This window comes from Roseobacter sp. TSBP12, from assembly GCF_009129705.1.
Classification (GTDB): Bacteria; Pseudomonadota; Alphaproteobacteria; order Rhodobacterales; family Rhodobacteraceae; genus Celeribacter; species Celeribacter baekdonensis_A.
Genome location: NZ_PYIB01000022.1, coordinates 19,217 through 34,413, shown reverse-complemented (window position 1 = coordinate 34,413; position 15,197 = coordinate 19,217). Strand labels below are relative to the sequence as shown.

The following is a 15,197-nucleotide window of genomic DNA, read 5'->3' as shown; positions in this document are numbered from 1 at the left end:
CCGTCCCGGCCATTTCATCTGGCCACCAGTAGGCATCACCGCATCTCAGAGCCCACAAGCACCCGGCGATCCAAGTCCTGCGGCCTGCGACAGCCGGTAAAAATCATGGTTCGGCGTATTTCTTCCTCAAGAATCGACAGCGCCCGCGCAACCCCGACATGCCCGCCAGCCGCCAGACCGTAAAGCGGAGCACGTCCCAGAAGAACGCCCTGCGCTCCCAGCGCAAGCGCCTTCACGACATCGCTGCCCCGCCGTATCCCGCCATCGAGCAACACGGTCGCGCTATCGCCCAACCGATCCGCGATCTCTTCGAGAACCGACAGCGTCGCAGGCGCTCCGTCAAGCTGGCGTCCCCCGTGGTTTGAGACCACCACACCGTCCACCCCCTCATCGCGCGCCCGCAAGGCATCGGCGGCACACATCACTCCTTTGATCAGAAGCGGTCCGCTCCACTGTTTTCGGATACGTCGCACATCGTCCCATGAGAAATTCGGATTGCGCTGCGAGCGGGTGAAGTCCGCCAACTCCTTGTCGCTGGCCCCCTCCCCCAGAAACGCCGTCAGGTTTTCGAACCGGGGCCGGTGTTTACCCAGCCATACGGACGTCAGCCATCTCGGGTGCATCAAACCGTCGAGAAGGATCGGAGCACTCATTTTGATTTCATGTGAGAACCCATGTCTCAGGTCACGCTCACGCTTTCCGCCGACCAGCGAATCCACCGTGATCATCAGTGCGGAATATCCGGCGGCGGCGGCACGATCGATCAGTGCTTTTGAAAAATCGGGCTTACCCCATGGGTAAAGCTGAAACCACTGCGGTGCGGAGCCCTGTCTGGCGATCTCTTCCATGGAGGTGTTCGACGCCGTGGACAGCGCGAAACCAATCCCTGCCTCATCCGCCGCACGCGCCAGATGCACATCCCCTTGCGGCCAGTAAAGCCCGTTCAATCCGGTGGGGCCGATCAGTAAGGGGGTGGAATAGCGCTGGCCGAAAATCTTCGTCGTCAGATCAACATCCCCACCCGAAAGAATGCGGGGCTGCAGATGAATGCGCTCGAAAGCCTGCCGGTTGGCCCGAAGCGTGATCTCGTCTTCGGCAGCGCCATCCAGATAATCGAACACGACAGCGGGCAGTCGGGCCTGCGCGCGGCAGCGCAGATCGTCGATATTTATGGCCTTCATGGCCTGGTTTCCGGTGTATCTCATATCTCGGGATTACAACTCCGCCGCCGGGCGTACCGCGCGGTTCGGATATACATAAAAATCCGCCCGACAAGAAAGCCGGGCGAATTGGGGAGAAATATGATCAATGATTACTCGGCGGCCTCTGTGGCTCCGGACGTATCGACGAGTGTGCGCCAGTCGACCTCTTTCGGGTAAACCCCCTCATGAGAGGCGATCTTGGCTTGCGGGACCTCGGAACCAGTGCCGATAGCTTCTCCGCCCTCGGCAACCTTCTTGGCCGCATCCGCCATTAGACGGCGAAACTCGACGATCGCAAGATCCGAGGCGCCCAACACGTCGGTGTGGCGCTGCACGCGGCTGCCCATCGACACCCACATCACAATATCCTCGTTCGGGATACCGTCGACACCCGTGAAGTGACCCTCTTTCATCCGCTCGCGATCCTGCAGGAAGTCGTTCTCGAGCGTCCGAAGCGTCCGCCATTTGTGATCCACATCCACGCCGGGAACGGCATGGGCGAATTTGCGCCATTCCTCGGTCGATGGCACGTTCGGACCCCCGAAAGCGAGGAAGTGGAAGGCCGTTTCATCGTCGTTGATCGGCACGATCACGCTGGCCACCTTGTAGTTGTTGTTCGGCGGGATCAGCGAGTAATAGGGCGCGATGAATTCGGTGATGCGCAGGTAATGATGCGTCGCCGCATTCTTGATCGGCTTGCGGATCGCCGCATAGTGAAACCCGTAGCTGGTGGTTTCGGTCTGCATCCGCGGTGCCTTGTCGGTCGAGGGCCGGTACCAGGATTTGTCATCGGCCGCGGCGCCTTCGACCCGGGCAGGAACCATAGTGGACGAGTGCAGCGAAGACGAATGCGCACTGTCGATCTGACCTTCATGAATCTGTGCCCAGTTGGCCGGAACGCGAATTTTAAGGATTGCGACCGGGGTGTCCTCCGTCGGGGCAAAAGCCGGCGGTTGGAATTCGGGCATCTCATCCTTGTCGCCGAGCCAGGCCCAGACGAAGCCACCCCATTCACGCACCGGATAGGAGCGCTGTTTGACCTTGTCCATGAGCGGGCTGCCCTCGGGCTCGGAGGACATCGCCACTACGTTGCCGTCCACATCCATTTTCCAGCCGTGGTACAGGCACCGCAGACCGCATTCCTCGTTGCGGCCATAGACCAGCGAGGCTTTGCGGTGCGGGCAGAGCTCGTCAAGCATGCCAAGCCGACCATTGGTGTCACGAAAAGCGACATAGCTTTCACCCAGCACCTCGACCCGAAGCGGCTTTCCATCGGGCTCTGCCACCTCTTCGATCAGACAGACAGGTGTCCAGTGCTGACGCATGAGTTGCGCCATCGGTGCATCTCCCGTCACGCGGGTCAGCAGTTCATTCTCTTCGGGTGTTAGCATATGACCTCCTCCATACGACGATGAATCAATTTTCAGAACTCGCATCAATCTTAGTTATCTAAGTTTATTCTGTCAACAACCTGCGCAGTATAAAACATGTGCGCGGCGACAGCATTTTCGACGCCAGCGGTATCAGGTTTACCGCGAAAGCCAACCCCCCAGACGCCGGTTCAGGAACGGCAGGACGTAACCTGTGTTTAGCCCAGTCAACACCAGAGCAACCAGAAACAACGCCCCCGGCACCGGCAGCTGCGCCGTGATCGGTTGCAGCAAATAGAACAAAGCCACCAGCAAGGGATAAACGCCAATCATACTGAGCGCCCAACGCTTCCAGACCGGTGCCGGACGCGGCGGTTTGTCTTTGTCTGCGCTCAGATACGCGATCTCTATATCGAGCGGCGGAGTCTCCGGCATCGACGCCATCCGGCTCCTGATGGCCTGCGCCAGACGTTCAGGCAACTCCGGCATCTCGGCAACAAGACGGCATCCACGGGCACTGATGGAAAAACCATGCCGCTCGGCGCCCCGTTGCTCGGCAAATTGCAGAAAGGACACCAAGGGGTGGCGGGAAACATCCGCAGCGACAACATCACGGCAAATTTGTGCGACAGGAGCCGCGCGATCCGGCGCGACACCGAAAGACAGGGTGAACCCCGAGACACTCCCGGCCTCACGCTTGTTTGCGCTCTTGGTATTTGCGGACATTTTTCCCCCTGCAGACGGCGTATCATGCACGGAAAGTCTCATAATCATTGCATCATACGACTTTTACACAACGTTTCGTCATGGGCATGCGCCATGCCTGCATTCCGAAACGCCTTAAAATGTTGTGGCCACCCTGACAGGGTGGCCACTTTCTTCTGAGAATATGCCGGTCTCAGGTCTCTTCCTTCCCGCCGGCCGCGACCGGAGTGGAAAAGAAGAACTGTCGCCCGAGTACAGCAATGACCAAGGCAATGCTTGCCACAGCCAGAAGCGGGAAAGGGCTCACGGCGCCAACGGCTCCGATCGTCAGCAGCAAACGTTCCAGAGTGCTCAGGTCCGTTTTGACCATCCCCTCCAAAGAACAGGCGATTGCAAGCGTCGCAGAGACCGCACCGACGATGGCAAGCGTGTTGATCAAAGGATCGGACATCAACAGGATCGCCGGGTTCCACACGAAGGCGAACGGCAGAAGGAAACCGATTACAGCCAGCCGAACAGCGGAGAAGGCAATCTTGAACGGGTCTTCATCGGCAATCGCGGAAGCCGCAATCGCAGCCACGGCAATCGGCGGTGTCAGAGCCGACAGGATTGCGTAGTAGAGCAGGAACATCTGGCTGGGAAGCACGGGAAACCCGAGCTTGGCCAGAGCAGGCCCAACGAGAACCGCAGCAAGGATGTAGGCGCTCGGTGTCGGCATACCCAGACCGAGAACGATGGTCACGGCAGCTGCGATCACCAAAGTCAGGATCGGCTGACCGTTGCTGAGTTCCAGGATGACATTGGCGGATTTCATACCGAGCCCGGTCATCGAGAGACCGCCGATCACGAGACCGGCCGCCGCACAGGCCCCTGCCACGGGCAGGATCTGCAGCGTCGTCGTTCCGAGCCCTTCCAGAATTTGCCAGGGCGTCATACGGGTCTCTTTCAGGATCAGCGAGGCCAGAATGGTCGCCACCACACCGACGCCCGCCGTGAACGTCGGGGAATATCCCAACATCAGCGCGACCACGATGCCGATGATCGGCAAAAGGAAAACCCAGCCGGTTCTGAAAGTGTCCGCAACGGACGGGACCTCATCCTCGGAAGGACGCAGATCGAGCCGCACGGCCCGCAGGTGCACCTGAGAGAACACCCCACCATAGTAGATCAAAGCGGGCAACAGGGCCGCGAAAACGATCTCATTGTAGGAAATCCCGGAATACTCGGCCATGATGAAGGCTGCCGAGCCCATGATCGGAGGCATGGCGCTGCCGCCGGTTGACGCAGCAACTTCCACCGCACCGGCAAAACGCGCGCTGTAGCCCAGGCGTTTCATCACCGGGATGGTGATCGAGCCCGTCGCGACGACATCCGAGGTCGGGCTGCCCGACATGGTGCCGTAGAGACCCGAAGAAATGATAGCGATCTTGGCCGGGCCGCCCCGTGCACGCCCGGTGACCAGAGAAGCGAGGTTGAAAAAGAAATCACCCCCACCGGCCTTGGACAGAAAGGTTCCGAACATCACGAACAGGAACACATAGCTGGCCACAACCTGGATCGGCACACCGAACAGACCATCGGTCGTGAACACGAGAACGTCGAGGAGATAGCTGAACTCGCTGACCCGGTGCCCGAAGGGCGGCGGCAGCAGATATCCGAACAGGTTGTAGATCAGGAACAGCAAAACCACGCCGGTCAGACCGAGGCCTGTCGTGCGCCGGGTCGCCTCAAGCGTCAGGAACAACAGGGAAGAGCCAAAGAAGAGCTGATCGGGCGTAAACTGGTCGAGCAGGCTGATACGATCGGCGACGACCCCGGCATTGACGTAAAAATAGATGCCGCAGGCAAGACTCAATGCGGAGAATATCCAATCGTAAATCGGGACGTCATCCGGGGCTCTGGCCGTCGCTCCGATGGCCAGAAAGAGAATTGTGAAGATGCCCGAAATGAACAGGATGCCGAGGATCAGCGGGTCGGAAATAACGAAAAGGTTCGCATAGATAACCCATAGCGCGAAAGCGGCCGCGAGAACGATGACAACCGTTCGCATGGTGGAAGCAAGCTTCCGGCGACGGCCGGTTTCGGTAAGCGAGGGAATGTTCATAGTGCCACCGCCCCGCGTGTCATATGTGTATCGTGCATCTGTCGATCCGCGCCAAAGCCCATCACCGGGCATCGGGCGTCGAGCAGGGGTTGTGCGGCAGTGTTGTGAAAGAATCCGTCCTTTGCCAAGCCTCCCTGCCCCGACACTACGCGCTCGGACATGACCCTCTGGCCCGAGCAGCCAAATATATTCATGTCAGATTTGAAGGCCGTCCTAGATACTTCCATCTTTTCCTCCCTTTTCTTCATGATGATGCCCACAAAGCGGGATATGTGCATCTCCCGCATGGCACTTTTCGCAGCGTGAACACTACAATTATCTTAGATATCTATATTTAATGGCGCAATCATGCGTATTTACGTATAACGCCAAAACCATAACCCGATGGCCGACATGCGTTTCGCGTCGCCCTAGCAAGTCACAGATATCCTCGAACCTCATCGGAAAAGTCGGCGCACATGGCCCCGCGCGCCGACCTGGTTTATACGTTGATCTTATTCGATCAGCCCAAGTTCCTTGTAGGCGCGCTCCGCGCCCGGATGGAACGGAAGTGTCTCTTGCGAAACCAGCAGTTCCGGTGTCAGCATCTGCATCGCGCTGTGCACGGAGCGGATCTGGTCCATGTTATCGACAATGCTATGAGCAATCGCATAGCCCGTCTCTTCCTCCAAAGCGTCAGATGTGACCAGCAGGGCCCCGAGTGCGACGGTCTGTACCTCATCCGCCTGATGCGTATAGCTCCCGGCAGGGATCGTGTAGGGTCCCGTGCCGAATTTTTCATTTGTTTTTTCAATAACATCCTGAGGAACAGTCAACAGAACGACGTCGTTGTTCTTGTCGACACTGAGGAAAGACGAATGGCCAACGAAAATCCCGTTGATCACCATATCCGTGCGACCATCGGCTAGCAGGTCAACCTGTTGCGCGGACCCACCGCGCACGACTGTGCCGCCGTTTTCCTTGATCGTCTCTTCGTCAAAGCCAGCAGCGTCCAGCATGAAAGCGGTCATGTTGGCCGTCACATTGCCCGAGTTGTTCATGGCGACACGAATGCCCACATCGGCTTTCGCAAGATCGTCAAGGCTGTCGATATCGTATTCATCGGCGATGGATTTCTTCAGAAAGAAATGCATCGGCGCCCAGTTATACATGTAACCGATGGCCTGAAGATTGGTGATCGGTTCGCGGAACGGCTCTTCACCGGACAGCGCCAGCTTGATCTCAGCATCGTGCGCAAGACCAAGATCCGTTCTGTCGGCAGCAAGCAGACCGATATTGGCAAAACCGCCGCCGGTCGCCTGATAGGTCACGACACCATCAGGATCGCTAGCTTTGACGGCCCGGTCCACACCGGCCCCAAGCAAGGACCAAAGCCCGGACGGGTTACCCCCCGAAAGCGTCACGTTGACGCTGTCCGCAACCGCAGAGTTCCCGATCGCACAAATGCCGATCGCAGCGAAAAAAGTGGTCAATTTGTGTTTCATTTTTCCTCCCTTTAAATTTTTAGCAGTCGCGATATCCAAGCCTCCTCCATAGTCTTAGATATCTATCTTCTTACTTATAGATACACCCACATGGTCCGTCAATAGTTACACAAGCAAATAGGGAACTAGCTTCAGATCGTCAGAAAAATGCCTTTTTTCGCGCCCGAAAAGCATGAACCTATCATTTGAATCTATGTTAACTTAATGAAGTCAAAATGCTGAAAGATCATAAAGTTCCGGGCACCCAGGCAAACAGAAAGGGAAGCAATCCCAGAAGGTACAGCCCCCCCCCGGTGCATGTATCCCGCCTAAGGTAACAAAAAAAATCGTGATTGCCGCAACACGCACTCGGCCTCGGGCCTTGTCGAAAATATCGCAAGATATCTGCGTCATAAATTCTGGAAAATCGGTAGCTTTCACGCAACACGGCAATGTTGCTTGTTTGAAATCAAACCGTGTCGCAGATTGATCTTTGAAAGTTTGTCAGGTCCTGGTCAGACGCCCATTCCCTTGGTCGGAGGGACCCGAATCCCCCGACGCACAGCGTCTTTCTCATCCTGTTCGAGGTTCCTGATCATTTTCGCGAGACTGCGCTTCAGGTTAATTTGTTCATCCTTGGTCAGCCCTTCTACCGCAACCTCGTTTGCCTCGATTGCAAGCGGTTCAAGCAGCCCCCGCAACTGCCAGCCCCGTTCCGTCAAAAACGCATGCTGTCGACGCCGGTTTCCCTCGATGTTGCGCCGAACGATATACCCCAACTCTTCCATTTTCGTCAGGGCACTATGCGCTGTCGGCTCCGTCAGATGTGCGCGATCGCTCAACTCACGCTGCGACAGACCGTCCTCCTGCCAGAGGATACGAAAGAAAATCCACTGCCCGAATGTTACATTCTGCGTCGCAAGTCGCATTTGCAGAGAACGGTTAAAGCCGCGGGCCGCCAGTCGCACCAATCGGGCGAGACGCTCATCCGCCTCCGGCAGGTCGTTCAGGTCTTCGGTGCATGTGGATTGATCTGTCATACGCTATACAAAGCAAAATTATCAGGCTTTGCCAAGTGTATCAAATGCCACAGCAGATCGGCACAGCTTCAGAACCCGTATCCCTGGGGAAACAGGTACAATCGCTTCTGCGCCATACGGATCAAGGCGTTAATCCGGGACTGATCTCACCCTGATTTTCGCCTCGATATTTCCGATGGTTTATTTGGCGGAGGCTGGCCCGGATACGAACCAGACCTCCCTTGCGACCGTCCGACCGCAAGCCAGTCTTGAGAACCGCTCACTCGCTCCGGGTCAGACCAGCGACCATATTCGGGTTGTAGCCCGGCTGCACATGGGCGTCGATCACGACGCTTTTGCCCGCCTTGACCATCTCGATGCCCTTGCGCACCGCCTCCACAAGCTCGCCCGCGGTCGACACCGGCCCGATCCCCTCACAGCCCTGCGCCCGCGCAACGGCCGCGATGTCGATATCGGGATCGCCGATCCGCTGGCCGATCCATTTGTTCTCGACCGGACGGTTGCGCTCCACGGCGACACGTTCCTGATGCACCTCGTCATTGTAGAACGACTGGTTGTTGGACACCACCGCCAGGAAGGGCGTGCCGTAATGCGCCGCCGTCCAGAAGGCCGAGGCCGCCATCATGAAATCGCCATCGCCCAGCACCGCAACCGGCAGGCGGTCGCTGTCCTTGAGCGCCAGCGCCGCACCGATCAGCATCCCCGGCCCCGAACCGATACCGCCGCCGCCGTCATAGCCCAGAAAATCGAGCGGATGACGGAAATGCCAGCTTTCTCCGGCCCAGCCGAGCGGCAGGCGCACCATGCTGGCACAGATGCCGTCGAGCCCCTGACCGAGCGCGCCCGCCAGCGTCATGATGTCGAGCGGCGTTTCCTCCGCAGGTGCATCGAACGCAGGTTTGACCGGCAGGTCCGTCGGCGCGTCCCCGGCCCCGACACCCAGCGCATCGGCGAGGGCATGGGTGGCAACATCCGGCGTACAGGCGAGATGCAGGTCCAGTGCCGGAAGCGCCTGATGCTCCATGCCCCAGCCATTGTGCAGCTGGTGATCGAGCGATGCCTGAATCACCCTGGCCTCCAGCTTGCCAGCCAGTTTCAGCGTTCCGGCGAGATCGAGCCAATCGAGGCTCAGAATAACATCCGCCTGACGCAGAACCTCGCCCGAAACATCGTCGATGAAAAAGGACGGCTTGCCGCGATGCTGCGGATGATCGGTCGGGAAGGACGCACCGATGCGAATATCGGTCAGAACCTCAGCCCCCAACGCCTCGACCAGTGCCACGCGCCGCGCCCAGTCCGCAGGGTCGCGCGAGACGCGCCCAGCCAGAACAACCGGCCTTTTCGCCTGTTTCAAAAGCGTGGCCGCCTGCGCCACTCCTTCGGCGGAAGGCGCCGCCGGGAGTGGCGGACTAAAGCGGGAAAAATCAGGCAAGGCGGGGGCCTCGGCATGTTTCTTTTCCTGAATTGACACATCGAAACTGACATAGGTCGGTCCGGTCGGCTCCGTCCGTGCGATCACATCGGCGCGCAGCATAGATTCGAGCGCCGCCTCCATCGAGCCGGGCTGATCGTCCCATTTCACATAATTGCGGATCAGCGCGCCCTGATCGCGGCAGGTGTGCAACCAATCGATCCATGGCCGGCGCAGCGCTGCATCCACCGGCCCCGTCGCGCCATAGACCAGCATCGGAACGCGGTCGCACCAGGCGTTGAAAATCGACATGCTCCCGTGCATCAGGCCCACGTTGCTGTGCAGGATCACGGCCAGCGGCTCTCCCGTCACCTTGGCATAGCCATGCGCGATCGCCACCGCATGTTCTTCGTGCAGGCACAACAACATCTGCGGATCGCGATTGCCGAGCTTGTTCACCAGACTGTCGTGCAGCCCGCGAAAGCTCGATCCGGGGTTCAGTGCAACATATTTGACACCAAGTCCGCGCAGCATCTCGGCAAAGATATCACTGCCCCAGACCCCGGTGTCCTCAGAGGTCACAGGCATTTCGACATCTGTCGTGTTCCGGTCTTTCATTGTGCGTTCCGTTTCTTTCATTTCGTTTGCAAAGCTGGCGCGCAGTGCGGTTTTTGCGCCATTGCTCTTTCGATCCATCAGACATGACCCCGCGATGCGGCAGTTTGTCAGGCCCTCTTTCAGGCCTGCGCGGATGGAATGGCCTCAGACCCGGGCCGACAGGCGCGGGTCTTGTCGCATCTCATTTCACTGCCCTGATTCATTGCCCGGACAGGTTGATATGGACGTTCTTTTCATGGGTGAAGGAAATCAACTCCCCGATCCCCTCTTCCCGGCCAATCCCGGATTGCTTGACACCGCCGAAGGGCGCGCCGAGGAAATGGCGACCGACTTCATTGATCCAGACAAATCCCGCCTCGACCTGTGCTGCCGCACGGTGTGCCGTGACGAGATCGCGCGTCCAGATCGCGCAGGTCAGACCCAGTTCGAGCCCGTTGACCTCACGCAGCATCTCGTCCTCATCGCTCCATTTCCGAACCGCCAGAACCGGCCCGAAAATCTCTTCGCGGGCGATACGCATCTCCGGCGTCACATCCGCGAAAATCGTCGGCGCGACGAAACAACCCTTGGCCAGGGCGCCATCGGTGACGGCATATCCGCCTGTGACGGCCCGTGCCCCTTCGCTTTTGGCGCTTTCGATATAGCCCATCACCCGGTCGAACTGATCCCGACTGACGATGGCCCCCATCGTGGTGTCCGGGTCGGTCGGAATCCCCGGCTGATACCGCGCGATTTTCTCGGACAGGAAGGACAGCACCTCGTCGTGAATATCCTCATGCAGGAAGGCCCGGCTGGTCGAGCCGCAGGACTGTCCGCACCAGCCGAAATTCATCCCCGCCACAATCGCATCGGCGATCTTTTCGGGATGGCTGTCGGCATAGGCGATGAGCGCGTTCTTGCCCCCGAGTTCGAGAAGAACCGGTTTGACCGTGGCACTGGCGCTGCGCATCACCGCGCGGCCTGCGGGCACCGATCCGATCAGCGTCACCTTGGCGACATCGGGATGCTCGGCCAGCGCGGCCCCGGCCTCGGTGCCGCCGGGCAGCACGCTGAACACACCTTTCGGCATCAGCCCGTCGACGATCTCGGCCAGGCGCAGCGCCGACAAAGGAGCCTGAACCGGCGGTTTGATGATGACAGCATTGCCCGCCGCCAGCGGGGCCGCCATTTTGCCGCCGCAGAACATGAACGGATGGTTGAAAGCCAGGATGCGGGCCACGACCCCCAGGGGTTGGCGCAGGGTCATGTTCACACGATCCGGCCCCATCGGGATGGTATCGCCCTTCATCTCGGTCACGAGACCGGCAAAGAAGTCCATCTGCGCCGCCGCAATCGCCGCATCGCCACGCATTTCCGTATAGGGATTGCCGCAATTGGCCGCGTCGATCATCGCCAGCTCATCGCCGTGTTTGCGCAGAAGCGCGGCGATTTCCTTGAGAATGCGGCTGCGCTCCAGCGGCAGCACGTCGCGCCATTCGAGAAACCCCTGATGTGCGGCGGCGACAGCCGCATCGACATCGGCCTTGCCCGCCGTGGCCACAGCCCCGAGCGACTGTCCGTTGGCCGGATTCATCGTATCGTCATAAGTGCCGTTGCCAGGCGCGTGCCAGCCTCCGCCGAAATACAGATCGGTATGTTTCGGCAGCGCCTGTGCGATCTCCTGTGCGATCTCTGGGTTCAAACTGTGCGACAAGATTATTCCTCCCGTATTTTTCCGACAATTAGCTTAGATGTCTAATAATTGTCAAGCGACCGAGCCTGTCGAAAACACCCGGCCAAAGCTCTCTTTTGTGCGTTTTGCGAAGACGGCCAACGCTTTATGGCTTCGTCTTCGAAGGCCTGCGCGGGCCTCTCATCGGACCGATGTTATTGCATCACAAAGGGGTTTTTCGTCTCTGCCTCATAGGACAGCCAGACGGATTTGGTTTCGAGATACTGGTCGATGGCCTCGATCCCGTTTTCCCGCCCGAACCCCGACGCCTTCACACCGCCGAACGGCATGAGGAAACTGGCAGCCCGGTAGGTGTTGACCCAGACCGTGCCAGCCCGCAGCCGTTTCGGAGCCACAGTCGCGCGTTTGATACTGGAGGTCCAGACACCGGCCGCGAGCCCGTAGTCCGTGTCATTGGCGATCTCATAGGCCTCTTCGTCGTCCCTGAAGGAGATGAGAGAAACCACCGGCCCGAAGACTTCCTCCTGCGCGATCCGCATATCGTTGCGGACATCCGCAAAGACCGTCGGCTCGACGAACCAGCCGTTTCCGCATTCCGGCTTCTGGGCAAGCGCCCCGCCCAGAACGCAGCGCGCGCCCTCGGATTTCGCGATCTCGATATATGACACGATCCGGTCGAGCTGTGGCTGCGTGGTCACCGGACCGACCTGCGTCGTCATTTCCATGGGATCGCCCATTCGCGCCGTTTTTGCAGAGGCGACGAATTTGTCGAGATAGGCCTCGTAAATGCTCTCATGCACCAGAAGACGCGAACCCGCGATACAGGTCTGTCCCGTCGCGGCGAAAATCCCGGCGATCCCTCCGGAAACAGCAGCATCGAGATCGGCATCGGGGAACACGATCTGCGCGGATTTCCCCCCGAGTTCCAGCGTCAGCCGCTTGAAGGTGGCGGCGGCATTTTCCATGATCTTCTGCCCGGCGGTCTCCCCGCCGGTGAAAGCAACCTTGGCCACTTTCGGATGGGTCGTCAGCCGGTCGCCTACATCCTGACCGAATCCCGTCACCACATTGACCACGCCTTCGGGGAAGCCCGCCTCACGCACCAGAGCCGCGAATTCGAGGGCCGAGGCCGAGGTGTGTTCCGACGGTTTGATCACCAGAGTGCATCCGGCGGCCAGCGCCGGTGCCAGTTTCCAGACCATCAACATGAGCGGGGAATTCCACGGCACAATTGCCGCGACGACCCCCACGGGCTCGCGCAGGGTGTAGGTAAAGGTGTTCGGCTTGTTGATCGGAATGACAGCGCCGTTGATCTTGTCCGCAAGGCCGCCATAGAAATAGAGCCATTGCGAGATTCCCCGCACTTGCCCCTCAATCTCGGCCCGCAGCTTTCCGTTGTCGCGCACCTCGACAGCCGTGAGACTGTCGGCGTCCCGTGCCACGAGATCGCCGAGTTTGCGCAACAAGGCGCCCCGTTCCGTGGCCGAAAGTTTTCCCCATGCACCGTGATAGAGCACGTCATGTGCCGCCTCCACAGCCTCATCGACATCGCGCGCATCGCATTTCGGAATCTCGGCCCAGGGGTCTCCGGTAAAGGGATTATAGCTCTGAAAGCTCTCGCCCGAGGCGCTGTCCTTCCATGCGTTTCCGATGAACACCTGATATTTCTTCATGCTATTTTCCATTGTCATACTCCATCCCGTTTGTCTTTTCTGGCCCGTTTCACTTTGTCGGCCCGGTTGTGGTGGTTGGATGTCCGCCCCTCAAATTAGGGAGGGAACAAAGGTCGTCAGGCCCGGCATCAACGCGAGTAGGACCATGCCCAAGACGAACAGCGCAACAAACGGCCAGGCAGCGCGAAAGACTGTCGAGAGAGAGCCCTCTCCCCACGCGCTTTTCAGGGCGAACAGCGTATATCCGAAGGGCGGGGTCATACCGCCGACCGTGATGTTCACTAGGAACAGAAGCCAAAACCAGATCGGGTCGTAGTGGAAGGTCTCGATGATAGGCAGGTAGATCGGGATGACGATGAGCATCAGCGCGATCTGGTCGACGAACATACACAGAACAAAGGGCAGCACCATCAGCAGGATCAGCATGGTCCAGGACGACACTTCCAGAGCGACGATCCATTCCGTCAAAGCCGTCGCCCCGCCCGAGAAGGCCAGAAGCTGACTGAACAGCTTGGAACTTGCCATGACGATGAGGATCATCGCGGACACTTGCGCAGAGGCCCCCAGGGATTCCGCCACCATCCTTACACTCAGGTTCCGGTAAATCGCAGCCGTGATCAAAGCCCCCAGAACCCCCATGGCCCCCGCTTCGGTGGGCGTGGCAACACCCATAAGGATAAGCCCCATCACCAAAAGGATGATGATGCTGAACGGCAGCAGTTTGAGCAGCGCCAGCACAACCTCTCTGGCACTCGCCCGACGGGTCGCATCTTCCGTCATCGGCGCCAGTTCTGGATTGCGCCATATCCGAAAGAACACATAGGCGGCAAACAGCGAGGCAAACATCAGACCCGGAACGATCCCCGCAATCAGAAGACCCGCGATGGAGACCCCGGACAGGGTGCCGATGATGATCACAAGAACACTGGGCGGGATCAGCGGCGCAAGGCTGGCCCCGGCAAGGATGGTCCCGATCGACAGGCGCGCGTCGTAGCCCCGTGAAATCATGCCGGGCAACAGCGAACGTCCGAGCATCGCAGCAACCCCCATGGCCGCGCCTGACAGCGTGCTAAACACGGTGGCGAGCACAATCGACAGGATATATTGCCTCCCCCGAACACGCCCGACCAGCGTGTCGATGGACTGGAACAGAACCTCGACCGCTCGGCTGCGAAAGAGCAGTTCGCCCATCAGAATAAAGAGCGGAATGGTCACCAGAGAGGAGCTTGTTGCGGTTTCAAAGAAACTGCCCGAGAACATCCCGAACCCTGCGGGGCCCAGCAAAAGAACCGTCGCCCCGAGATTGACCACAAGAAAGGCCACGAACACCGGCATGCCACTGAACATGGCAAGCAACAACAGGCCGACGCCGGCGAGAACAGCAGGAATTCCCTCGATCATTTGCCCGCCCCTTTCACGCCATGAAAGCTGTCACCCAGCGCCTGTCGCAAAAAATACACCCCGGAATTGAGCATCCCGAACAGGATGAAGGCATAGAGCGTCCATTTCGGCACCGGAACCGTCGTCAGCGTGACCGTACCGCGCAGGAACAGGCGATGTGTTTCCTGCCAAAAGATATATCCGACCCAGAGGCAGACAGCCGCCCCGACCGCAAATCCCAGACGCCGCAGAACCTCGGAGCTGCGCTCCCCCAGAAGATCGAGCAGGATCGAAACCGAGACATTGCCTTCGAGGCGTGTCACATGCGGGATAATGAGGAAAACGGAAATTAGAAGCAGGAAAGACACGAAATCGCTCGCCCATTTCGTCGGAGCGTCGAAAAAATATCGCATCACAACCTCATAGGCGAAAATCACCACGATGGACATGAGCGCCAGAGAGCCCAGCCAGAACCCGGCACTGACCAGGGCATCGTGACCGGACAGAAGCGCCCTGAAAACGCGTCGTAAAAAATTCTTCATAGTGAGCTCCGAAACCA

The 15,197-nt window shown here is 58.9% G+C and carries 11 protein-coding genes; all 11 read right to left on the bottom strand.

What is annotated here, in order from left to right; all coding sequences use genetic code 11:
* Positions 1 to 35: 35 nt before the first annotated feature.
* Entirely contained in the window at positions 36 to 1,181 is a 1,146-nt protein-coding gene (locus C8029_RS05710; RefSeq protein WP_074646869.1) for an alpha-hydroxy acid oxidase, read from the bottom strand.
* Between the two features lie 131 nt (positions 1,182 to 1,312).
* Positions 1,313 to 2,593 (bottom strand): Rieske 2Fe-2S domain-containing protein, encoded by a 1,281-nt coding sequence (locus C8029_RS05705; protein WP_074646870.1) that lies wholly within the window; start codon positions 2,591 to 2,593, stop codon positions 1,313 to 1,315.
* A 138-nt stretch (positions 2,594 to 2,731) separates the two neighbouring features.
* Positions 2,732 to 3,298, bottom strand: a complete 567-nt coding sequence (locus tag C8029_RS05700; RefSeq protein WP_074646871.1) for a putative antibiotic biosynthesis monooxygenase — start codon at positions 3,296 to 3,298, stop codon at positions 2,732 to 2,734.
* A 172-nt stretch (positions 3,299 to 3,470) separates the two neighbouring features.
* Positions 3,471 to 5,381 (bottom strand): TRAP transporter permease, encoded by a 1,911-nt coding sequence (locus tag C8029_RS05695; RefSeq protein WP_226946244.1) that lies wholly within the window; start codon positions 5,379 to 5,381, stop codon positions 3,471 to 3,473.
* A gap of 494 nt (positions 5,382 to 5,875) precedes the next feature.
* Positions 5,876 to 6,865 carry a TAXI family TRAP transporter solute-binding subunit gene (locus C8029_RS05690; protein WP_074646874.1) on the bottom strand — a complete coding sequence of 330 codons (990 nt, stop codon included), beginning with the start codon at positions 6,863 to 6,865 and terminating at the stop codon, positions 5,876 to 5,878.
* Between the two features lie 494 nt (positions 6,866 to 7,359).
* Positions 7,360 to 7,884 carry a MarR family winged helix-turn-helix transcriptional regulator gene (locus C8029_RS05685; protein ID WP_074646876.1) on the bottom strand — a complete coding sequence of 175 codons (525 nt, stop codon included), beginning with the start codon at positions 7,882 to 7,884 and terminating at the stop codon, positions 7,360 to 7,362.
* Between the two features lie 259 nt (positions 7,885 to 8,143).
* Positions 8,144 to 9,913 carry a thiamine pyrophosphate-binding protein gene (locus tag C8029_RS05680; protein WP_083351906.1) on the bottom strand — a complete coding sequence of 590 codons (1,770 nt, stop codon included), beginning with the start codon at positions 9,911 to 9,913 and terminating at the stop codon, positions 8,144 to 8,146.
* A gap of 199 nt (positions 9,914 to 10,112) precedes the next feature.
* Positions 10,113 to 11,606 (bottom strand): aldehyde dehydrogenase family protein, encoded by a 1,494-nt coding sequence (locus C8029_RS05675; protein ID WP_226946243.1) that lies wholly within the window; start codon positions 11,604 to 11,606, stop codon positions 10,113 to 10,115.
* A gap of 173 nt (positions 11,607 to 11,779) precedes the next feature.
* The gene (locus C8029_RS05670; protein ID WP_074646879.1) at positions 11,780 to 13,258 is read right to left on the bottom strand and encodes an aldehyde dehydrogenase; all 1,479 of its coding nucleotides are present in this window, start codon (positions 13,256 to 13,258) and stop codon (positions 11,780 to 11,782) included.
* A 90-nt stretch (positions 13,259 to 13,348) separates the two neighbouring features.
* Entirely contained in the window at positions 13,349 to 14,659 is a 1,311-nt protein-coding gene (locus tag C8029_RS05665) for a TRAP transporter large permease (RefSeq protein ID WP_074646881.1), read from the bottom strand.
* The gene (locus C8029_RS05660) at positions 14,656 to 15,180 is read right to left on the bottom strand and encodes a TRAP transporter small permease (protein WP_074646882.1); all 525 of its coding nucleotides are present in this window, start codon (positions 15,178 to 15,180) and stop codon (positions 14,656 to 14,658) included. Before C8029_RS05660 ends, C8029_RS05665 begins: the two co-directional genes overlap by 4 nt.
* Between the last annotated feature and the right edge of the window lie 17 nt (positions 15,181 to 15,197).